This window comes from Mesorhizobium sp. CAU 1732 (assembly GCF_039888675.1).
GTDB lineage: Bacteria > Pseudomonadota > Alphaproteobacteria > Rhizobiales > Rhizobiaceae > Aerobium.
In genome coordinates this window covers 897,826-918,387 of sequence record NZ_JBDQQR010000001.1, presented here as the reverse complement: position 1 = coordinate 918,387, position 20,562 = coordinate 897,826, and the positions used below count along the sequence as shown (strand labels likewise).

Here is a 20,562-nt window from a genome sequence, read left to right as displayed (position 1 = left end):
AACACGGATGCCGAAACCGACAGACAAGACGACGCTCGCGACAACGGTCTACCAGAAACTGCGCTCCGACATCATTCGAAGCGCCTTCCGGCCGGGCGAGAAGCTTCGCATCGAAGGCATCGCGGCGATGTACGACGTCGGCAGCAATGCTGTGCGCGAGGCGTTGTCGCGCCTGTCGTCCGAACGTCTGGTCGAACGGCACGAACAGCGCGGATTCTCGGTTCCCGCGATCGCGCTCGGTGACTGGCGCGTTCTGGTCAGGACGCGGTGTTTTCTGGAATCGAGCGTCCTGCGCGAATCGATGAAGCACCGCGACGACCCGTGGGAAGAGGCGATCGTCGTCGCGTTCCACCGGCTGTCGCGCTTCCGCTCGGACAGCGCCGAGGATCGCGCCGCGTGGGAAGACGCACACCGCAATTTCCACCGCGCGCTGCTGGCGAATTGCGGCTCGCCGTGGCTCATCGAATTCTGCGACATCCTCGCGGATCACGCGGCGCGCTATGTGTCCGTCTCCAACGCCTACCGCCAGGTGCCCCGCGACGGCCAGGCCGAGCACGAGGCCCTGATGAAGGCCGTCCTGCACGGCACGGAGGATGAGGCGTGCACGCTTCTCGTGGAGCACTACACGAAGACGCTGCGGATGATAGAAGACCTCTTCGACCGCGACCAGCTTTCACCTGCCGACCTGTCGAGCGCGGACGCGCCTGTCTCGGCTCTCATTTCCAAATCGCAATCGTGAGCGACCAATGACCTATCCCATCGATCCGATCTATCCATCGCGCCGCTCGCCGGTCATGTCCCGCAACGCCATCGCCACCTCGCACCCGCTCGCCACCGAAACCGGACTTTCGATGCTTCGCAAGGGCGGCAACGCGCTCGATGCAGCGCTTGCCGCCGCGATTACACTCACCGTCGTGGAACCGACCGGAAACGGGCTCGGCTCCGACGCCTTCTGCATCCTGTGGGATGGCACGGAATTGCACGGGCTCAACGCGTCGGGCCGCTCGCCGGCGGCATGGTCCCCGGAGCGCTTCGCGGGCAAGCCGGGCGTTCCGCGCCGCGGCTGGGAGAGCGTCACCGTGCCGGGCGCCGTTTCCGCATGGGTCCAACTGTCGGAACGTTTCGGCAAGCTGCCGTTCGAGGCGCTCTTCGAGCCTGCCATCGAATACGCATCGAAGGGCTACCACGTCACGCCCATCGTCGCCGAGCAATGGAAGCGCGCCGCCGAGGAACTGCATGTCCAGCCGGGCTTTGCCGAAGCGTTCATGCCCAAGGGCCGGGCGCCGGAAGCCGGCGAACTGTTCCAGTGCGAGGCCATGGCGAACACGCTGCGTTTGATCGCGGCCACCAAAGGCGAAGCCTTCTATCGCGGCGAACTGGCCGACAAGATAGCAGCCTTTGCGAAGGAGCACGACGCTGCCCTGACCGCCGCCGACATGGCGGCGCACGAGAACGACTGGTGTGGAACCATCGCAAAGGATTTCGGCGACGCGACGCTGCACGAAATCCCGCCGAACGGCCAGGGCATCGCCGCGCTGATGGCGCTGGGCATGCTCAAGGGCACCGGCATTGAAGCGCTTCACCCCGACAGCCCGGAGGCGCTTCATCTCCAGATCGAGGCGATCAAGCTCGCCTTCATGGACATTCATGCCTTCGTGGCCGACCAGCTTCACATGGACGAGGTCAAGGCCTCGCATCTGCTGGACGACGCCTATCTCGCCTCACGCGGAAAGCTGATCGACCCGGCCAAGGCATCGCTTTTCCCCGTCGGCGCGCCGCGCGACGGCGGCACAGTCTGTCTCGCCTCGGGCGACGCGGACGGGATGATGGTCTCCTACATTCAGTCGAACTATGCCGGCTTCGGGTCCGGCGTCGTCGTTCCGGGCACGGGCATCAGCCTCCAGAATCGCGGCTTCGGCTTCAACACGATCCCCGGCCATCCCAATGAGGTTGGGCCGAGCAAGCGGCCCTTCCATACGATCATACCCGGCTTCGTGATGGGCAAAGCCGGACCGCTGATGGCGTTCGGCCTGATGGGCGGACCGATTCAGGCGCAGGGCCATCTCCAGATGATGCTGCGCACGCAGGTCTGGGGCCAGGATCCGCAGACGGCTGCCGATGCGCCGCGCTGGCGCGTCATTTCCGGCCTGGACGTGGCCATCGAAAGCTCGATGGCCCCCGCAACGGTCGCGCGGCTGGAGGAACTCGGCCACGCCGTCGTTTCCGAAGCGCCGGAAGCCAGCTTCGGCTTCGGCGGTGCACAATTGGTGCAGCGGATCGAAGGCGGCTATGTGTCCGGCTCCGATCCACGCAAGGACGGCTGCGCCGGGGGCTTCTGATCCGCCGTCGAAAGCAGATGGAACCGTGGGGGCGGGCCTGAAGCGGGCTCGCCCTTTATCTTACACCCCACCTCCGGCCATGTCCGTGCGCCAATTTATCCGCATTAATTCTTGCATGCGGCAAATTATAATGATTTATTGGGTCGCTCATTCTGTGAATCCGTGATCGGAGACCCTTCATGAGCCGTATCCTTGCCGCGTTCGCGGCTGCATGCGTGGTGACGCTTGGCCCTGTCGCACACGCGCAGACACCGCCGAACGTCGTCGTCGTCGGCCAGATCGCCGAGCCGCAATCGCTCGATCCCCATGCCGTGACCGCCACCAACGATTTCCGCATCCTCGTCAACATGTATGACGGGCTGGTGCGGTTCGCCGATGGCACGCTGGAAGTCGCGCCTGCGCTGGCGGAAGAGTGGACCATCTCCGAAGACGGCCTCACCTACACGTTCGATCTGCGGGAGGGCGTGACCTTCCACGACGGCACGCCGTTCAACGCAGAGGCGGTGAAGTTCAACTTCGAGCGGATGATCGACGAGAACCACCCCTTCCACGACACCGGCCCCTTCCCGCTCGCCTTCTTCTTCTCCGCGATCGAGACGGTCACGGCAGTCGACGACACGACGGTCGAGGTCAAGCTCAACGAACCCTTCGCGCCGTTCCTCTCCAACCTCGCCTATCCCACTGGCCTGATGGTGTCGCCCGCCGCGGTCGAGCAGCACGGCAAGGATTTTGGTCGGAACCCCGTTGGCACGGGCGCCTACAAATTCGCAGAATGGCAGAGCAACCAGCGCGTCGTCGTCACACGCAACGACGACTACTGGGACGGCGCGCCGGCGCTCGAGGCGGTCGTCTTCCGCCCGATCACGGATGCCAACACCCGCGTTGCGGAAATGCTTGCGGGCGGGCTCGACATCATGGTCGAGGTGCCGCCGGATTCCATCGGCCAGTTCCGCGATGCGCCCGACTTCCAGGTCTTCGAACAGGCGGGACCGCATGTCTGGTACGTGCTGCTGAACACGAAGGAAGGCCCCTTCGCCGACCAGAAGATCCGTCAAGCCGCCAACTACGCGGTCAACAAGGAATCGCTGGTGAACGACGTGCTTCAGGGGACCGCCGAGGTTTCCACCGGGCCGGTCGCGCCCGCCTTTGCATGGGCCTACAATGAAGAGGTCGAGCCCTATGCCTACGACCCCGACAAGGCCAAGGCCCTGCTGGAGGAAGCCGGCTATGACGGCGAGGAAGTCACCTTCTTCGTCACCGAGGGCGGCTCGGGCATGCTCGATCCCGTCGCCATGGGCACGGCCATCCAGGCCGACCTCGCGGCAGTCGGCATGAACGTCAAGATCGAGACTTATGAGTGGAACACCTATCTCGGACAGGTGAACCCCGGCCTCGAAGGCAAGGCAGACATGGCCGAGATGGCGTGGATGACCAACGACCCCGACACGCTGCCGTTCCTGACCCTGCGCACCGAAGCGCTGCCATCCGAAGGCGGCTTCAACTCCGGCTATTACTCGAACACGGAAGTCGATGAGATTCTGAATCAGGCTCGTATTTCCACCGAGCCGGAAGAACGCGCGACGCTCTACATGCAGTTGCAGGAGATCGTGCACGAGGACGCACCATGGATCTTCGTCGCCAACTGGGTTCAGGGCGCGGTGACGACAGCCAACATTCAGGGCTTCGACCTGCAGCCGTCGTTCTTCCTGAACCTTCACGACGTCACGAAGAACTGACGCAGCAGGCACGCGCCGGCAATGACCGCCTACATCGCAAAGCGGCTTCTCGCTGCCATCCCCGTCCTGTTCGGGCTGACGCTCATCGTCTTCCTGATCATGGCGATGATCCCCGGCGACCCGGCGACGGCCATTCTCGGCAACTTCGCGACGCCTGAAAACGTCGCGCGCCTCAACGCCCAGCTCGGTCTCGACAAGCCGCTGCCGCAGCAATACGTGATCTGGCTGGGCAATCTCCTGCAGGGCGATCTGGGCCGCTCCTTCGCGCTCAACCGTCCCGTCCTGGACGAGGTTCTGGAGCGGTTTTCGGCGACCCTCATCCTTGCCGGCGCGGCCTTGCTCCTGTGCTCCGTCTTCGGGCTTCTGGCGGGGATCGTCTCGGCCGTGCGGCAGTTCGGCTGGGCCGACCGGATCATCACCTTCATCGTGCTGATCGGCATCTCCACACCGTCCTTCTTCCTCGGCCTGCTGCTGATCCTCGTGTTCGGCGTGCAGCTCAAATGGTTTCCGCCGAGCGGCATGTACGCGATCTATGGCGGCGGTGATCTGCCGGACCTGCTCTACCACCTCGTCATGCCCGCCGTGACGCTGGCGGCGGTCGCGACCGGCGTCATCGCGCGGCTGACGCGCACGGCCATGCTGGAAGTCCTGCGGCTCGACTACATACGCACAGCGCGTGCAAAAGGGCTGCCAGAGCGCACGGTCATCTACCGCCACGCCTTCAAGGCGGCGCTCGTCAGCGTCATTCCGGTGATCGGCATCCAGGCGGGTTTCGTGCTCGGTGGCGCCGTCTATATCGAAACCGTGTTCCAGTGGCCGGGCATCGGCGCGATGCTCGTCAACGCGATCTCGACGCGCGACATCCTGCTGGTGCAGGGCGGCGTCCTCGTCGTCGCGGCCAGCTACGTGATGTTCAATCTCGTGGCGGACGTCATGCAGTCGATCCTCGATCCGAGGCTGAGGACATGAGCGCCGTCGCCGCACCGGCAAAGCCGGCAAAAGGCTCGGGCCGCCCGAACGCATTGCGGCTCATGCTCAACAACACGCTCGCGACGGCGGGACTGGTCATCCTGTCCGCGATGATCCTGCTTGCGCTCGCGGCTCCGTTCCTGCCGCTTGCCGATCCGAACGCCACCGCCCCGGCGCAGCGGCTCCTGCGCCCGCTCGCCGAGGGGCACCTGCTCGGCACCGATGCGCTTGGCCGGGACATCTTCTCGCGCATCCTCTGGGGGCTTCGGGTCAGCCTCGCCGTCGGCATATCCGCAACACTGATCGCGGCGTTCTTCGGGTCGGCGATCGGCCTCATCGCAGGCTATGCGGGCGGGCGCACCGACAATGTCATGATGCGCGGCATCGATATGCTGATGGCGTTCCCCTACATCCTGCTTGCGCTCGCCATCGTCGCGGTGCTCGGGCCGGGCCTCGTCAACGCGCTCTACGCCATCGCGCTCGTCAACATCCCCTTCTTCGCGCGCAACATTCGTGGCGTCGCACTCGGTCTGTCGCGACGCGAGTTCGTCGATGCCGCGCGGCTGTCGGGAAAATCGCACATCCGCATATTGGCGACCGAGATCCTGCCGAACGTCCTGCCGGTGATCGTCATCACCATGTCGACCACGGTTGGCTGGATGATCCTGGAGACCGCAGGGCTCTCCTTCCTCGGGCTTGGCGCGCAGCCGCCGCAGGCGGATCTCGGGTCGATGCTCGGCGACGGCCGCCGTGTCCTGTTCAACGCGCCGCATGTCGCGCTCGTGCCGGGCCTGACAATCTTCGTGCTGGTCATGAGCATCAACCTGCTGGGCGACGGCATTCGCGACGTGCTCGATCCGCGCCTGAAATCCGGTGCGCTCGCGCGTCCCTTCGCCCGCACCGCAATCGCCAAGCGCGACGACGCCGACGTCACGGCAGAAAGGACGGGCGCGGTTCTCGACGTCCGGGGCCTCAAGACCGAGTTCCAGCTTGGGTCGAAGACGCTCCGTGCCGTCGACGGCATCGATCTGCGGCTCGGCAGGACCGAGTGCCTCGGCATCGTCGGCGAATCCGGCTCGGGAAAATCCGTCACCGCCATGTCGATCATGGGCCTCGTGCCGACGCCTCCGGGTCGCATCGCCGGCGGGTCGATACGCTTCAAGGACGAGGACCTGCTCGCGGCATCCGACGAGCGCATTCGCCAGTTGCGCGGCGGTGCGGTCAGCCATGTCTTTCAGGACCCGCTGGCGACGCTGCATCCGCTCTTCACGGTCGGCGACCAGTTGATCGAGGCGATCCGCGCGCACCAACCGGTCAGCCACCGCGACGCGGTGGAGAAGGCGAAGGCCCTTCTGGCGCTGGTCCGCATCTCCAACCCCGCCCAGCGTCTCAAGGCCTATCCGCACGAGCTCTCCGGCGGCATGCGCCAGCGCGTGTCGATTGCCATGGCGCTCGCCAACGACGCGGAACTGCTCATCGCCGACGAGCCGACGACGGCGCTGGACGTCACTGTGCAGGCGCAGATCCTCGCGCTGATGAACAAGCTTCGGCAGGAAAAGCAGGCGTCGATCCTCTTCATCACCCATGATTTCGGCATCGTCTCCGCGCTCTGCGATCGCGTCGCGGTCATGTATGCCGGCCGCATCGTGGAGACCGGGACGACGCGCGACGTTCTGGAACGCCCGGCGCACCCCTACACACGCAAGCTCATCGACTGCGTGCCCGTGCTTGGGCAGCCGGAACGGCGTCTCGATGCGATCGAGGGCCTGCCGCCATCCGTGGATGACCTGCCGCCCGGCTGCGCCTTCGCGCCGCGCTGCCCGCGCGCGCAGCCCGTATGCACCAAGGGCGAGATCGCGCTCGACCCGATGGGCGGTGACCGCGCCGTGCGCTGCCTGTTCCCGCTCACTGAGCATGAGAGGCTGACCGATGCCTGACACAAGTGCCCTGATGGAAATCGCGGCCGTCGAGCGTGTCTTCGGCGGCGGACGCAGCCTCTTCGGCCAGGTACGGCCCGGCGTGCATGCGGTGCAGGACGTGTCGCTCGACATCCGTCCCGGCGAGACGCTGGGTATCGTCGGCGAATCCGGCTGCGGGAAGTCGACGCTCGCGCGCATGCTGGTGGGGCTCGACCAGCCGACGGGCGGCGCTATCCGGTTCAGGGGAGAAGACGTCGCAAAGGCCGCGCGCAGCGATGCGGCGGCGCTTGCGCGCAAGATCCAGTACGTCTTTCAGGACCCGGTCTCGTCGCTCAACCCACGCAAGACTGTGCGCGCGATTCTCGAAGCGCCGCTCGTCCACCTGCTCGGCATGAAGCGGCGCGACCGCGAGGCGCGGCTGAAGGAACTGATGGACGCGGTCAATCTGCGCCCGGAATTCCTCGAACGCTATCCGCACGAGTTTTCCGGCGGACAGGCGCAGCGCATCGGCATTGCGCGCGCGCTGGCCGCGAAGCCGGACCTCATCGTGCTGGACGAACCCGTCTCCGCGCTCGACGTGTCCGTGCAGGCGCAGGTACTCAACCTGCTCGACGATCTGAAGGCACGGTTCAATCTCACCTACGTCTTCATCAGCCATGACCTCTCGGTGGTCGAAAGCGTCAGCGACCGCGTGGCGGTGATGTATTTCGGCCGGCTCGCGGAGATCGGCCCCTCAAAATCGGTGTTCGCCGATCCGCGTCATCATTACACGCGCCTTCTCCTCGATTCGGCTCCTGCGCCCGGCCGCCCGATCCTCGCACCCGACGATGCCGACGCCGAGTTGCCCGACCCCTACGATCCGCCGCCCGGCTGCGCCTTCGCAGCGCGCTGCCCGGCCGCCGACGATCTGTGTCGCGCCGAGCGCCCGCCGCTCGACGCCGGAGCCGTCGACGGCACGCATCTTGCGGCTTGCTTCCATCCACCGCTCCCGGCAGAGCATCGTGGACGAAATTGACGATGCGGGCATCATGACGTCACGGACCCCTCCTCTGGTAACCGCGCCGCAAAAGCGGTTGAAACGGTCCGATGCCCTAGCCGCGCGCATCCGCGATCTCATCTCGCAGAACGGCCTGTCTCCGGGCGACCGCATTCCCCAGAAATGGCTGGAAGACGAGGAAAACAGGGCCTCGAAGGGCACCGTGCGCGAGGCGATGAAATCGCTTGAAACGCAGGGGCTGATCAAATCACGCACCGGGCCGGGCGGCGGGGCGTTCGTGACCGCGCTGTCGGGCGATCAGGCGATCGGTCTCCTCAACAATCTCTTCCTGTTCAACAAACCGGACATCGGCGACATCTTCGCGCTGCGCAAGCTGCTGGAGCCGGAGCTGGTGCTGAGCCTCGCGGGCAAGCTCGACGAGAAGGGCATTGCAACGCTGCAGGCGACGATCCGGCTCTACGACAACGAACCGCAGACCGCGCAGGACGCGTTCCAGCAGACCATCGCGGAGCTCGATTTCCATGCGGTTCTGGCGAGCCTCGCCGGCAACCAGATCCTCGGTTTCGTCTGCGTGTTCCTGCAATCGCTGCTTCGCGACCTGACGGACATCAATGCCGACCCCGAGCAGCCATTTGCCGCCGTGGCGGAGGCCGGCCTGCCCTATCAGGTGCGGCTGGTCCGTCTTCTGAAGGCCGGCGATGGCGCGGCTGCGCAGGCGTTGATGCGCCGGCATCTGGAAGACAGCGAGCGTTTTTTGCTTGGGCACGCATCGATCAGAGGCCGGGCACGAATACGCACCTAAGGCCTGAACGCCCGCCGGTCGACCGTCAGCGACAGCACTTCCGGCCGTGAGTAGTGGCCGGCCGTATCGACCAGAACCTTGGCACGCGCAATCGCCGCCAGGTCGATTTCGGCCACGACGAGCTTCTCCTCCGCCCCCAGATGCGGCTCCACCACCATCTCGCCATCCGGCCCGATGATCGTCGACCACCCGCCGCCGACGCCCAGCACGGATTGCGGTCCCATCGCCGCTTCCATCGCATCGACATATTGCTGCGTCACCGGGTTCTGCGCCACGATCACGAAGCACTGGCCGGTGATCGCGTGCGCGCGCATCAGCGCATCCACCTTGCGGTCGTAGACGGCACCGCGATTGGTGCCGCTGCTGGCGAATGTCGGCCAGCTCGCGCAGTGGATCTGCATGTTCTGGTCGATCAGTGCCTGCCGCGCGAGGTTCAGCATATGCTCGTAGCAGATCAGCCCGCCGACGCGGCCGACCGGCATGTCGAAGACATCCAGCGTCGAGCCGTCGCCCTGAGACCACAAAGCGCGCTCGGCGAAAGTCGGCTGGAGCTTGCGATGCTTGCCGGCGATCGTGCCGTCGTCACCGATGAACACCTGCGTGTTGTACATCGTGGCGCCGACACGCTCGCTGACGCCCATGACCACGGAGCACTTCGCCTCGGCCGCGGCCCGGCAAAGCGGCGCGAGTTCGTCGGTCGACAGATCGACCGACTCCTCGGCATAGCGCACATAGATCGCGTGCTGGTCGCCCGGCGCGTAGAGGTTGATCCAGTACGGGAAGCCCGGAAGATAGGTCTCGGGAAAGCAGACGAGCTCGACGCCCAGCCTGCCTGCCTCGCGCACGATGCCGCAGGCCTTTTCGAGCGACGCGCGCTTGTCGAGAAGGATGGAAGAGGCGTGCGCCGCCGCGACGGTATGCATTCTCACCATGATGTCCGATTGCCCCTCATCGACAATATTCCTTGCAGACCGCGCTTCGATATGATGCATTGATATAACAATATGAATTGAAAGAACAGGTGCATCATGGAAGGCTACGGCGCGATCGACGCGGTGGTGAATATCTGGACCAGGGAAGCGCTTGCGGGCCGCCCCGACCGCGAAGCCTTCTACACCGGCAAGGTCAAGGTCGATCGCGGCACGTTCGAGGGCATCTCGCTGGACGAGATGCTGCGCCGCATGGACGCCGCCAACATCGAGCGCTCGATGCTGATCGCGGCCAAGGTGGGACAGGCCGGACACCGCGCCTGCTATCACGTGCCGTACGAACTCGTCGCCGACGCCGTGCGGCTTCATCCGGACCGGTTTCTCGCGTTGGCCGGCATCGACCCGACCGAAGGCATGGATGGCGTCCGCGCGCTTGAGAAGGCCGTTCGCGACGACGGCTTCATCGGCGCGCATCTCTATCCGCACTGGTTCGAACTCGCGCCGGATCACGCACGCTACTATCCGTTTTACGCGAAATGCGTCGAGCTGGACGTGCCGATCCAGTTGCAGGTCGGACAGTCACTGATCTACGACAAATCGTATCCGCGCCGCAGCGTCGGCCGTCCGATCACCCTCGATGCGGTCGCCTGCGACTTTCCCGAGCTGAAGCTGATCGGCATCCATATCGGCATTCCGTGGGCCGATGAAATGATCGCGATGGCCTGGAAGCACGCCAACGTCTTCATCGGTTCCGACGCCCATGCGCCGCGCTACTGGCCGCAATCCTTCGTCAACTACATCAACACCTACGGCCAGGACAAAGTCATCTTCGGCACGGACTTCCCGGTCCTCGATTTCGGCGAGACGATGCGCCAGATCGACGAGCTGGACTTGCGCCCTGCGTCGAAGCGCAAGTTCCTGCGCGACAACGCCCTGCGCATCTACAAACTGGACGGCGCGGCATGAACCTTGCCGACGGCATCGAGATCAATGCCCGGGCGCGGCCGGACCATCCCGCGATCGTGGCGGGCGCGGTCACGCTGTCTTATGCAGAACTGACCGACCGCGTCCGTGCCACGTCCGCGCGCTTCCAGAGCTTCGGCATTCGCGCCGGCGACGTCGTCGGAGTCTGTCTCAAGGACACGCCCGACCATCTGATCGCGAACTACGCCTTGGCGCGCATGGGCTCGGTCATCCTGCCGATGGACTGGCGCTGGACGGACGCGGAAAAGATTACGGTCGCCGGCCATTTCGCCGCGAAGCTCGTCGTGGTGGAGATCGATGCCGCGCCGATGGGCGCGACGCCGGTCAGAACGCTGGACGCGCTGCCTGACGCTCCCGCCGAGCACGTCGATCTCGATCCGATGCAAGGCACCAACCTGCCGCTGCTTCTGTCGCTGTCATCCGGGACGACGGGCAGGCCAAAGGGGCCCTGCATCACGCACCAGCAGATGCTGCGCCGCTTCTGGACGCACTGGATCAATCTCGGGCTGAACAGCACGGATCGCTACGTGTCCGCGACGCCGCTCTATTTCGGCGGCGGACGCACCTTCGCGATGTCGATCCTGTTTGCCGGCGGCACGGTGATCCTCTTCCCGCCGCCCTTCGACAGCGCGGCGCTGGCAGGCGAGCTCGAACGCGCCGACGCCACCAGCACGTTTCTCGTGCCGACGCAGTTGCGCAAGCTGCTCGACGCTTCCGAAGCCGAGAAGGCCGCGATGCGACGGCTTCGGCTGCTGATCTCCAGCGGCGCGCCGCTGGACCCGGACGAGAAGGCGGCGATCGCGGCAACGCTCAACGACAATTTCGTCGAATATTACGCGTCCACCGAAGGCGGCGGCATTTCGCTCGCGACGCCCGAGACGCGGATCGTCAGCCCGAATTCGGTCGGCCGCCCCGTCTTCGGGGTCGAGGTTCAGGTCGTGTCGGACGATCACGATCCGCTGGAGCCCGGCACGGTCGGCCTCTTGCGCTATCGCGGCCCCGGCGTTGCCCAGGGCTATTTCGGGGAACAAGAGGTCGACGAAAGCCCGTTCCGCGACGGCTGGTTCTACCCCGGAGACATCGCCGAGATCGATGCAGGCGGCTACGTCACCCTGCGCGGCCGGCGCAAGGACATGATCATCCGGGGTGGCGTGAACATCTATCCGCCGGAGATCGAGCAGGTGCTGCGCGAGCACGAGGACGTCGAGGAAGCTGCGGTCGTCGGCCGCCCCTCGCAACGGCTGGGCGAAGATGTCGTCGCCTTCGTGGTCGCCCGGCAATCCGTCGATGGAGAGGCGTTGAAGTCCTGGTGCGCGACAAGACTTGCGCCCTACAAGGTGCCGGAGAGCGTCATTTTTGTAGACGACTTGCCCCGAAACAGCGCCGGCAAGGTGCTCAAGCCGGCTCTGCAGGCGACCTTCGAGAAGGACTGAGCCCGAAGAAACGACGCAAGCGGCGCGTTTTCAAAAGCAATAATGCTATGGCATATCGGACCAGCGCGTCCTGTCTCCCGCACATTAGTCTCTCACGCCCGCAGCCGCAGGTTGCGCCGGGCGGATAGGTCGATCGCATCGTTACACGCGGTCCTGCGCGATCGTGAGGCCTGTAGCCAGCCTCACCAGATTCCACTTGAAGCGCCAGCCTGTTTCTGCCTATTGTTATGCCTATAGATCATATCCTCCGGTCCAGAGGTATTCACGGCATGCAGGAAGCGGCAACACCCGACGCGCAGGGACGGCCCTGGAAAGGTCAGTCATGGCCGCGCACCGCGACGGGCCGCAGTTCCCTCGTCGAACCCCTGCCGCACCACATCAGTTGCGAAGCGCTTCACGTCACCTTCAAGGCGGACCCGTCCGCGGTCGCCAAGCTGCTTCCGCCCGGTCTCGAACCACTCGACGGCGGTGACGGCTGGGTGATGATCGCCGAGATGGCGAAGGTCAGCACCGGCAATCCCGAGCAGATCTGGCGCGACCCGTCGCGCTCCTCCTACAATGAGTGCGTTCTGGGCTTCTACTGCAAGTTCGGCGACAGGATCGGCCGCTACAGCGCGCTGGTCTGGGTCGATCGCGACTGGTCGCTCGGCATGGGCGCGATCTTCGGCTGGGGGAAGCGTCTCGGCACCATCGACCGCACCCGGCATCAGGTGACCAACCCGGCCTTTGCTGGCAGCGATTTCACGCTCGGCGGCACCGTCTCGCGCTACGGGCGCCGCGTGCTGGACATGGCGATCGACTTCAAGGCGGGCGGCGAGGACCTGACCGCATTGCCGGGCCATGGCGGCTCGACCTTCCTCTATCGCTACATCGCGTCGCCCAGCCCTGACGTCGGCGATATCGAGCAACTTTTCGAGCTCGGCTTCACCAACGTCTCGATGAGCGGCATCCGCGCCGGAACCGGCCATCTCAACTTCGGCGATGCGGAGGATGAAGATCTCGATCTTCTGGGCAGCGTCCAAATCACGGGCGGCTACGCCTACCAGCGCGGCTGGACCACGGACCGCAAGGCTCGCCTCCTGCACGACTACGGCGCCGCCTGAAACGGCTGCGATCCATCAACAACAAGAAAGAGGGTAACATGAACACATTCACGATCGACCGCCGCAAGTTCCTCATCGGCGCGCAGGCTCTCGGTGCCAGCGCCCTCATGCCGGGCCTCATGACCGGCGCGGCACGCGCCCAGGGCGTGACCGACGTCACCTATCTGACGCCCTTCGGCTATCTCATCTCCTTCATCGAGACGATGTATTCCGACGTCGGCGGCATCTTCGAGAAGCACGGTCTCAACGTCACCATCGAAGGCGGACGCGGCTCGTCGATGGCCGTGCAGCAGGTGACTGCCGGCAACGCGCTGATCTCGCGCACCGGCGGCACGGACCTCATCAAGGCCTATGCGACCGATCCGTCGATCGTCGCCGTCGGCGACATCTACCAGCGCGACATTTTCTACGTGATCAGCGCGCAGGACGCCCCGATCGAGAAGCCCGAGGACATGGCCGGCAAGACCATGGGCATCGTCTCGGCCGCAGGCGCGACCGAAAACATTCTCGACATGATGCTCGCCGCCCGCGACGTCACCAAGGACGACGTGCCGCGCGAAGTCGTCGGCAACGCGCCGGCCGCGTTCGAACTGGTCAAGCAGGGCCGCATCGCCGGCTTCATCGCCACCAGCGATACGGTGTTCCAGCTTCAGGTCGACAAGCAGCCGGTCGTGGCCTGGTCCACCGACGAAGTCGCGCCCTGCCCCGGTCAGGTCTACATGACATCGAAGAAGCAGTTGGCCGAAAGCGGCGAGCAGATCGCGGCGTTCCTCGCCTCGGTTCACGAGACGCTCGGCATCCTGCTCTCCTCCGACGATCTCGCGCCGATCATCGATCAGGTCACCGCCAAGTACGACGTGTTCGAGGCGAACCGTCCCGACAAGGGCCTTGCCGTTCTCAAGCACACGCTGGCGAAGTACGAGGCGCCCTATGCCGACAAGCTGGCATCGAACGAGGAAAGCTGGAAATCGGCCTACGCCCTGATGCTGAAGGCAGGCCTGATCCAGGAGACCGCGGACCAGAACTTCCACGACGACACCGCACGGCAGCTTGCTTTCTCCTGATGGTGCAGCCGAAAACACTCCTGCTCGTCATCGATCCCCAGCGCGCGTTCTGCGACGCCGGCGGGTCGATGGCCCTGCAGGGGCGTCCCATCGAGCAGCTTCGCCATGCAGCGTCCGTGTGCGACGCGCTCGCGCGGGATGCACGTGAGGCGGGCGCCACGGTTGCCTGGACGCGCATGGTCTTTGCCCCGGACTATTCGGACGGCGGCGAGCTGATCCGTACGATCAGGCCCAACCTCGCGAAGATCGGCGCTCTGCGGCGCGGCAGCGGGGACGAAGAGCTCTCGGACGTCGTGACGCCGCACGATGGCGACCTCATCATCGACAAGCCGCGTTTCTCCGCGCTCGTCAATACGAGGCTGGAAGCCATCCTGCACGACGGCCTCTATCGCCGCGTTCTGGTGTGCGGGGTCACCACGTCGATGTGCGTCGAAAGCACCGTGCGCGACCTCGGCCAACGCGATTTCGAGACCTTTGTCGTGGCGGACGCCTGCGCCGATTTCGACATGGACGTACACAAGGCCTCGCTGGCCGCAATGGAGTTCGGATTTGCCCGCATCCTCGACAGCCACCGTGCCCGCGACCTCCTACGGACATGACACAATGACGGAACCAACTGCTGACGCCGCGCCCGTCAAGATCAAGCTCCTCGACATCGAGCAGCGCTACCAGACGCGCGACATCGACGTGCTGGCTCTCACGGACGTCAATCTCGAAATTTCGCAGGGCGAGTTTCTCGTTCTGCTGGGGCCCTCGGGCTGCGGCAAGACCACCCTTCTGCGCATCATCGCCGGCCTTCTGAAGTCGACCGGTGGCGAGGTCCAGGTCGGCGGCCAGCCGCTGTGGAACGGACGTGAGCGCAACGACACGGTGATGCAGGAACTGGGCGTGGTCTTCCAGGACGCGAACCTCTTCCCCTGGATGACGATCGAGGACAACATCGCACTGCCGTTGAAGCTGCGCGGCATGGGCAAAGCGGAGCGCCGCGCGCGCGCAGCCGAACTGTGCGAACTCGTCGGCATCAAGGGCTTCGAGAAGCGCTGGCCGCGGGAGCTCTCCGGCGGCATGCGGCAGCGCGCCGCGATCGCGCGCGCCTTGAGCTGCAAGCCCCAAATCCTCCTCATGGACGAGCCGTTCGGGGCGCTCGACGCGATGACGCGCGACCAGATGAACCTCGAGCTCCAGCGCATCTGGCGCGAAAGCGGCTGCACGATCATCCTCGTCACGCACTCGATCCGCGAGGCCGTGTTCCTCGCCGACCGGGTGCTGCTCCTGTCGCCGCGACCGGGCCGCATGGACACGCTGACCGAGATCGACATTGCCCGGCCGCGCGACATCTACGTGCAATCGACGCCCGAATTCCAGAACTACGAACTCGACCTGCGCCAGCGGCTCGACACCTTCGCCTGACGCATTGGAGACGGCCCCCATGGCACGCTACACATCCTGGATCGCTACCCCTCTCCTGCTCGCGGCCATCGTGCTCGTGTGGGAAGCCTATGTCCGCGTCTTCGAGGTCTCGCCCTTCATCCTGCCGTCGCCGGTCGATGTGTGGAGCGCGGTCGTCGCGCTCTTGTCGGACCCGCGCACCTACCGGCACATCTGGGTGACGCTGTTCGAAACCGTCGCGGGCTTTGCGATCGCGGTGGTGATCGGCATCACCTTTGGCGGCTTCCTCGGCAAGATCCGCTGGCTGGAGCGCACACTCAACCCGCTGATCGTCGGCCTTCAGGTGATGCCGAAGGTCGCACTGATCCCGCTCTTCATCGTGTGGTTCGGCTTCGGCATGACCTCGAAGGTCGTGCTGGCAGCGGTGATCGCCTTCTTCCCGATCATGACGAACACCATTCTGGGCATCAAATCGGTCGAGCGCGGCCATCGCGACGTGATGCTGGCGCTGAACGCCAGCCGCTGGGCGACCTTCCGTGACGTCGAGCTGCCCAACGCCTTGCCCTTCATCCTTACCGGCATGGAGGTCGGTATCGTGCTCGCCACCATCGGCGCGATCGTCGGCGAATATCTCGGCGGCAGCCAGGGCCTCGGCTACATGGCGGTCGCGACGCTCAACGCCTTCGACGTCAAGGCGATGTTCGGCGTGATCATGCTGCTCACCGTGCTCGGCCTCATCCTCTACTTCCTCGTGGTCCTGCTGCGTCGCTACGTGACGCCGTGGCACGAATCCGTCGCCGGCCAGCGCTAGTTCGAACCAACCGGAGGAGCCGTCATGGCGCGCATCATCGACATCAGCACCAACTTCAAGCCGCATACGCAGCTCAAGCTCTACGACGTGCTCGGCATCGACAAGAAGACCGCCCGAGGTATCGACCCCGAAGCCTATATCGCGGAGATGGACCGGAACGGCGTCGCGATGACCGGCATCATCGCCAATGTCGTGCAGAACGGCGTGCGCGGCGAATTGCTGGCCACCCATGTCGACGAGGTCTATCCGGTTCTCCAGAAGTACCCCGACCGTTTCTTCGGCTGGTGCGGCATCAATCCGCTCAGCGGCATGGAGACGCTGCGCTACATCGAGCGTGCCGTGACCGAACTCGGCTTCAAGGGCGTCCACGTCTACCCGCACTGGTTCGGCGTGCCGATCAACGACCGTACCTACTGGCCGATCTACGCCAAATGCTGCGAGCTCGGCGTGCCGATCACGCTGCAGGTCGGCCGCCAGTCGCCGCGCTCGGGCGGCAAGCTGTGCGCCCGTCCGCAATGGCTTGAGGATGCGGCCTACGACTTCCCCGAACTGACGCTGATCGGCCTGCATATCGGCGTGCCGATGGATTACGAGATGACCAGCGCCGCGATCGGGCACGAGAACGTCTACATCATCGCGGACGCCCATCCGCCCTCGACCTGGTCGCAGCACTTCGTGGACTACATCGCACAGCGCGGCTTCGCCAATTATGACGGCATGAAGAAGGTGATGTGGGGCACGGACTGGCCCGTCCAGAACATCACCCAGTCGCTCAAGGAAGTCCGCGCCCTTGACCTTCCCCAGGAAGCACTGGATGGGTTGCTGGGGGAGAATGCAATTCGGATTCTCAAACTGGACGTTCCCGCCTGAGGCCTTGTCGGTCGTGGCGGGCCGTTCCCGCCGCGACCTCGTCTGCGACCGGAGGCGACGATGAACGACGCATCACAGGCAGAGCCAAAGACCATGCGGTCCATGCCTGATCTGCCGACGCCACTCTACCATCAGATCCAGCTCGTCATTCGCGAGCGCATCGATCAGGGCTATTACGGCCGCGAGGGCATGCTGCCCAGCGAGATGGATTTGAGCCGTGAGTTCAAGGTCTCGCGCATCACCGTCGCGCGCGCCATCAACGAGCTTGCGGCCCTTGGCCTGGTGGAGCGTAAGCGCGGCGCCGGCACCCGGATCGTACCGCGAGAGATTCCCCCGGCCGTCCCGGCCAACATCGACGGCCTGCTCGAGAGCCTCACCAGCATGGGCAACAGCACGCAGGTCACGGTTCTGGAGTTCGGCTTCGTCCTGCCCGCTTACGATGTGCAGACCGAACTCGAGGTCGGGGCGAATGAACTCGTGCAGCGCGCGGTGCGCGTGCGCAGCTACAACGGCGCGCCTTTCTCCTACCTGACGAGTTTCGTACCCGGTCACATCGGGCACAATTTCGACGAATCCGACATGGCGGTGAACTCGCTCCTGAGCCTCCTGGAGAAGAACGGGGTGAAGGTCGGCAGCGCACGCCAGGCCTTCAGCGCGGTGCTCGCCGATCCGAAGATAGCGCAGGCGCTCGACGTTCCCGTCGGCACGCCACTGCTCGCGATCAGCCGCACCGTTTGCGACCGCGAGGAACGACCCGTCGAATACATCCGCATCCTGTACCGCACCGACCGCTACCAGTACCGCATGACGATGGAGCGCGACAAAGGCGGCGCCGACCCGATCTGGTCGACGAAGGACCGGAAGCCGCCAACGCCGCGCAGAGCGCGAAAGCAGGCCTGAATCCTCAGCCGGCACCGCCATGGCGACACGCTTGTGCATTTCCTCCCGAAAAGGCATAACAATATAACAATCATGGGAGGCTCCACGCGTGAGCACTGCACCGATCACGACAGACTCCGTTACGCCGCTGCATCACAAGGTCTATGTAGTCCTGCGCCAGCAGATCGAGGAAGGGCAATTCGAGGGCGAGAAGCCGATCCCCTCGGAGCACGAACTTTCCCAGATATTCAGTGTCTCGCGCATCACCATCCGCCGCGCGCTCGACCGGCTGAAGCAGGAGGGTTTCGTCAGCCGCGCGCGCGGACGCGGAACCTTCGCACAGGCTCCGGTCGCGCCACAGGCGATCTCGGCAAACCTGCGCGGCATCTTCGAGAATCTGATGGCCATGGGCCTGCGCACGAGGGTCAAGCTCATCGAGTTCGGCTATGTCCCCGCAACGCCAGTGGTGGCCCAGAAGCTCAAGCTTCAGCCCGGCGCGCGCGTGCAACGCGCCGTGCGGGTGCGCTATCACGAAAATATCCCGTTTTCGCATCTCACGACATATCTCCCCGAGGAGATCGGGCGGCATTGCGACGAGCAGGAACTGTCCGACACACCGCTGCTGCTCCTGATGAAGCGCGCGGGCATCAAGGTCTCGGCCGCCGACCAGTCGGTATCCGCGAAGCTCGCGGATACGATCGTCGCGCCGCTGCTTCAGGTCGAGACCGGTTCGCCCCTTCTCTGGGTCAAGCGCCTCGTCCTCGACCAGAACGACCGCCCGGTCGAGTATCTGCACGCGCTCTACCGCCCCGACATCTACGAATACCAGATGAGCATGTCGCGGGTGGAAGGCGAAAGTGCCACCCTTTGGAGCCCGGACGCGACAAGCGCGTGACTTCCCTTACCTGAACCGCCGCCTAGGAACAGCCCGTGCCCGACGAACTCTTTTTCGATGATCCCGCCGACCTGAAACGCGCGCGGGACGCGGTGTTTGCCGGCACGCTGGATCGCATCTTCGATCATCATCCGCACTATCGCAAAGTCTTCGCCGAGCGCGGCATCGAGCGGTCGGACATCAGGGGCATCGACGATCTGGCGAAGCTTCCGATCACCGGCAAGGCGGATTATGTCGGCCAGCCCGCAGATTTCTCGCTCTCGCTGCCGGCCAGTTTCGATGCCGAGGAACGCGTGGTGTGGGACGTCATGTACACCACCGGATCGACCGGCGATCCGACGCCGTTCACCTCGACCTCCTACGACTTCCTCAACATCCTCGCAGTCAACCGCAACATGCTGCGCCTGCGCGGCGTCACGGCAGAGGACACGATCCTCAACCTCTTCCCGCTAACGCGCCACCCGCACGGCGCATTCGCCCGCGCGATGAATGCGGCAGCCGCCTACAACATTCCGATCATAGCTGCGATGCCCGGTGCGCCCAGCGCCCGGCATCCGGGTCTCGGCAACCGCACGGACGACGTATGCGCGCTGGCTGCACGCTCCGGCGCAACCATCCTCTGGGGCGTCCCGTCCTACATGCGCAAGATGCTCGGCCGCGCCGAAGAACTCGGCCTGAGCATGCCCTCCGTTCGCCTCGTCTTCGTCACAGGCGAAGGCTTCGGCGAAGAGGCACGCCAGGACCTCGTCGATCGGCTCAAGCGGCTTGGCGCTGCCGATCCGAAGATCAGCGTCTCCTACGGTGCGACAGAGATGCAGGGCGGCATGGTCGAATGCGTGCCCGGCGCCGGTTATCACAATCCCGCACCGCTCCAGTTCTGTTTCGAGGCGGTCGATCCCGAAACTCACGCCCTTGTCGCCGATGGCGAGGAGGGGCTGATCCTTCTCACGCATCTCGATCGCCGCGGCACGACCATGCTGCGCTACGCTCTGGGCGACACGGCCCGCCTGACACGCGCGAAATGCCCGCATTGCGGCGCGTTGACCGAACGCCTCGTCAGCGTCCCGACGCGGCGCGACGGCTTCGTCAAGATCAGGGGCATGCTGGTGAACCCGCAGGCGCTGGCCGACGTGCTTGCAGCCGATTCCGGCATCGCGGACTTTCAGGCGATCGTCGACAAGGAGGACGAGAACGACCAGTTCTCGATGGACCGCCTGCGCATTCGGCTCTCCTCCAGCGGCGAGGCGATCCATGTCCTCGGCCTGCGGGTTGCGGAGAAGGTGAAGGCGACGACCGGCGTCATGCCCGTGGTCGAACTGGCAGCGGCCGACGACGCTGCCTTCACGGGTCGCGGCTGGAAGGCGAAGCCGATCGTCGATCTGCGCAAGAAGCCGGAGTAGGACACGAAAAAAGCCGCGTCCGCGATAACCCCCTCCGACCCTG

Annotated in this window: 19 protein-coding genes; 18 read left to right on the top strand and 1 reads right to left on the bottom strand. The window is 65.0% G+C overall.

The window, feature by feature from the left end:
• Positions 1-7 precede the first annotated feature (7 nt).
• The 7 genes from AAFN55_RS04610 to AAFN55_RS04580 all read left to right on the top strand — a co-directional run bounded on the left by AAFN55_RS04610 (position 8) and on the right by AAFN55_RS04580 (position 8,762).
• Positions 8-739: a GntR family transcriptional regulator gene (locus AAFN55_RS04610; protein ID WP_347797698.1), complete on the top strand. Its 732-nt coding sequence runs from the start codon at positions 8-10 to the stop codon at positions 737-739.
• Positions 740-746: 7 nt separating this feature from the next.
• Positions 747-2,339 carry a gamma-glutamyltransferase family protein gene (locus AAFN55_RS04605; RefSeq protein WP_347797697.1) on the top strand — a complete coding sequence of 531 codons (1,593 nt, stop codon included), beginning with the start codon at positions 747-749 and terminating at the stop codon, positions 2,337-2,339.
• 179 nt (positions 2,340-2,518) lie between these two features.
• Positions 2,519-4,075 carry an ABC transporter substrate-binding protein gene (locus AAFN55_RS04600; protein ID WP_347797696.1) on the top strand — a complete coding sequence of 519 codons (1,557 nt, stop codon included), beginning with the start codon at positions 2,519-2,521 and terminating at the stop codon, positions 4,073-4,075.
• 21 nt (positions 4,076-4,096) lie between these two features.
• Positions 4,097-5,044, top strand: coding sequence for an ABC transporter permease (locus AAFN55_RS04595; protein WP_347797695.1), 948 nt, complete (start codon positions 4,097-4,099; stop codon positions 5,042-5,044).
• Positions 5,041-6,981, top strand: a complete 1,941-nt coding sequence (locus AAFN55_RS04590) for a dipeptide/oligopeptide/nickel ABC transporter permease/ATP-binding protein (RefSeq protein WP_347797694.1) — start codon at positions 5,041-5,043, stop codon at positions 6,979-6,981. The genes AAFN55_RS04595 and AAFN55_RS04590 overlap by 4 nt, the downstream gene beginning before the upstream one ends.
• Positions 6,974-7,978, top strand: coding sequence for an oligopeptide/dipeptide ABC transporter ATP-binding protein (locus tag AAFN55_RS04585; RefSeq protein WP_347797693.1), 1,005 nt, complete (start codon positions 6,974-6,976; stop codon positions 7,976-7,978). Before AAFN55_RS04590 ends, AAFN55_RS04585 begins: the two co-directional genes overlap by 8 nt.
• A complete protein-coding gene (locus AAFN55_RS04580; protein ID WP_347797692.1) occupies positions 7,965-8,762 on the top strand; it encodes an FCD domain-containing protein in 798 nt (265 codons plus the stop codon). Before AAFN55_RS04585 ends, AAFN55_RS04580 begins: the two co-directional genes overlap by 14 nt.
• On the opposite strand, the gene AAFN55_RS04575 is transcribed toward AAFN55_RS04580, so the two are convergent.
• Positions 8,759-9,685: a carbon-nitrogen hydrolase family protein gene (locus AAFN55_RS04575; protein ID WP_347800182.1), complete on the bottom strand. Its 927-nt coding sequence runs from the start codon at positions 9,683-9,685 to the stop codon at positions 8,759-8,761. The genes AAFN55_RS04580 and AAFN55_RS04575 overlap by 4 nt on opposite strands.
• Before the next feature lie 105 nt (positions 9,686-9,790).
• On the opposite strand from AAFN55_RS04575, the gene AAFN55_RS04570 reads away from it, so the two are divergent.
• The 11 genes from AAFN55_RS04570 to AAFN55_RS04520 all read left to right on the top strand — a co-directional run bounded on the left by AAFN55_RS04570 (position 9,791) and on the right by AAFN55_RS04520 (position 20,519).
• Positions 9,791-10,657, top strand: a complete 867-nt coding sequence (locus tag AAFN55_RS04570; protein WP_347797691.1) for an amidohydrolase family protein — start codon at positions 9,791-9,793, stop codon at positions 10,655-10,657.
• Entirely contained in the window at positions 10,654-12,108 is a 1,455-nt protein-coding gene (locus AAFN55_RS04565; RefSeq protein WP_347797690.1) for a class I adenylate-forming enzyme family protein, read from the top strand. Before AAFN55_RS04570 ends, AAFN55_RS04565 begins: the two co-directional genes overlap by 4 nt.
• 269 nt (positions 12,109-12,377) lie before the next feature.
• Positions 12,378-13,211, top strand: a complete 834-nt coding sequence (locus AAFN55_RS04560; RefSeq protein ID WP_347797689.1) for an acetoacetate decarboxylase family protein — start codon at positions 12,378-12,380, stop codon at positions 13,209-13,211.
• A 38-nt stretch (positions 13,212-13,249) separates the two neighbouring features.
• A complete protein-coding gene (locus tag AAFN55_RS04555) occupies positions 13,250-14,275 on the top strand; it encodes an ABC transporter substrate-binding protein (RefSeq protein ID WP_347797688.1) in 1,026 nt (341 codons plus the stop codon).
• Complete coding sequence (locus tag AAFN55_RS04550) at positions 14,275-14,874, top strand: cysteine hydrolase (protein ID WP_347797687.1); 600 nt, start codon at positions 14,275-14,277, stop codon at positions 14,872-14,874. Before AAFN55_RS04555 ends, AAFN55_RS04550 begins: the two co-directional genes overlap by 1 nt.
• Before the next feature lie 4 nt (positions 14,875-14,878).
• Complete coding sequence (locus AAFN55_RS04545; RefSeq protein ID WP_347797686.1) at positions 14,879-15,685, top strand: ABC transporter ATP-binding protein; 807 nt, start codon at positions 14,879-14,881, stop codon at positions 15,683-15,685.
• Positions 15,686-15,704: 19 nt separating this feature from the next.
• Complete coding sequence (locus AAFN55_RS04540; RefSeq protein WP_347797685.1) at positions 15,705-16,475, top strand: ABC transporter permease; 771 nt, start codon at positions 15,705-15,707, stop codon at positions 16,473-16,475.
• Positions 16,476-16,499: 24 nt separating this feature from the next.
• A complete protein-coding gene (locus tag AAFN55_RS04535; protein WP_347797684.1) occupies positions 16,500-17,345 on the top strand; it encodes an amidohydrolase family protein in 846 nt (281 codons plus the stop codon).
• Between the two features lie 60 nt (positions 17,346-17,405).
• A complete protein-coding gene (locus AAFN55_RS04530) occupies positions 17,406-18,245 on the top strand; it encodes a GntR family transcriptional regulator (protein ID WP_347797683.1) in 840 nt (279 codons plus the stop codon).
• 88 nt (positions 18,246-18,333) lie between these two features.
• On the top strand, positions 18,334-19,119 hold the full coding sequence (locus AAFN55_RS04525; RefSeq protein ID WP_347797682.1) for a GntR family transcriptional regulator: 786 nt from the start codon (positions 18,334-18,336) through the stop codon (positions 19,117-19,119).
• A 35-nt stretch (positions 19,120-19,154) separates the two neighbouring features.
• Positions 19,155-20,519, top strand: coding sequence for an AMP-binding protein (locus tag AAFN55_RS04520; protein WP_347797681.1), 1,365 nt, complete (start codon positions 19,155-19,157; stop codon positions 20,517-20,519).
• Positions 20,520-20,562: the final 43 nt, after the last annotated feature.

Excerpts from the sequence above, each read along its gene's own strand:
- AAFN55_RS04610 (WP_347797698.1), top strand. The coding sequence starts at position 8 with ATGCCGAAACCGACAGACAAGACGACGCTCGCGACAACGGTCTACCAG.
- AAFN55_RS04605 (WP_347797697.1), top strand. The coding sequence starts at position 747 with ATGACCTATCCCATCGATCCGATCTATCCATCGCGCCGCTCGCCGGTC.
- AAFN55_RS04600 (WP_347797696.1), top strand. The coding sequence starts at position 2,519 with ATGAGCCGTATCCTTGCCGCGTTCGCGGCTGCATGCGTGGTGACGCTT.
- AAFN55_RS04595 (WP_347797695.1), top strand. The coding sequence starts at position 4,097 with ATGACCGCCTACATCGCAAAGCGGCTTCTCGCTGCCATCCCCGTCCTG.
- AAFN55_RS04590 (WP_347797694.1), top strand. The coding sequence starts at position 5,041 with ATGAGCGCCGTCGCCGCACCGGCAAAGCCGGCAAAAGGCTCGGGCCGC.
- AAFN55_RS04585 (WP_347797693.1), top strand. The coding sequence starts at position 6,974 with ATGCCTGACACAAGTGCCCTGATGGAAATCGCGGCCGTCGAGCGTGTC.
- AAFN55_RS04575 (WP_347800182.1), bottom strand. The coding sequence starts at position 9,685 with ATGCATACCGTCGCGGCGGCGCACGCCTCTTCCATCCTTCTCGACAAG.
- AAFN55_RS04570 (WP_347797691.1), top strand. The coding sequence starts at position 9,791 with ATGGAAGGCTACGGCGCGATCGACGCGGTGGTGAATATCTGGACCAGG.
- AAFN55_RS04565 (WP_347797690.1), top strand. The coding sequence starts at position 10,654 with ATGAACCTTGCCGACGGCATCGAGATCAATGCCCGGGCGCGGCCGGAC.
- AAFN55_RS04560 (WP_347797689.1), top strand. The coding sequence starts at position 12,378 with ATGCAGGAAGCGGCAACACCCGACGCGCAGGGACGGCCCTGGAAAGGT.
- AAFN55_RS04555 (WP_347797688.1), top strand. The coding sequence starts at position 13,250 with ATGAACACATTCACGATCGACCGCCGCAAGTTCCTCATCGGCGCGCAG.
- AAFN55_RS04550 (WP_347797687.1), top strand. The coding sequence starts at position 14,275 with ATGGTGCAGCCGAAAACACTCCTGCTCGTCATCGATCCCCAGCGCGCG.
- AAFN55_RS04545 (WP_347797686.1), top strand. The coding sequence starts at position 14,879 with ATGACGGAACCAACTGCTGACGCCGCGCCCGTCAAGATCAAGCTCCTC.
- AAFN55_RS04540 (WP_347797685.1), top strand. The coding sequence starts at position 15,705 with ATGGCACGCTACACATCCTGGATCGCTACCCCTCTCCTGCTCGCGGCC.
- AAFN55_RS04535 (WP_347797684.1), top strand. The coding sequence starts at position 16,500 with ATGGCGCGCATCATCGACATCAGCACCAACTTCAAGCCGCATACGCAG.
- AAFN55_RS04530 (WP_347797683.1), top strand. The coding sequence starts at position 17,406 with ATGAACGACGCATCACAGGCAGAGCCAAAGACCATGCGGTCCATGCCT.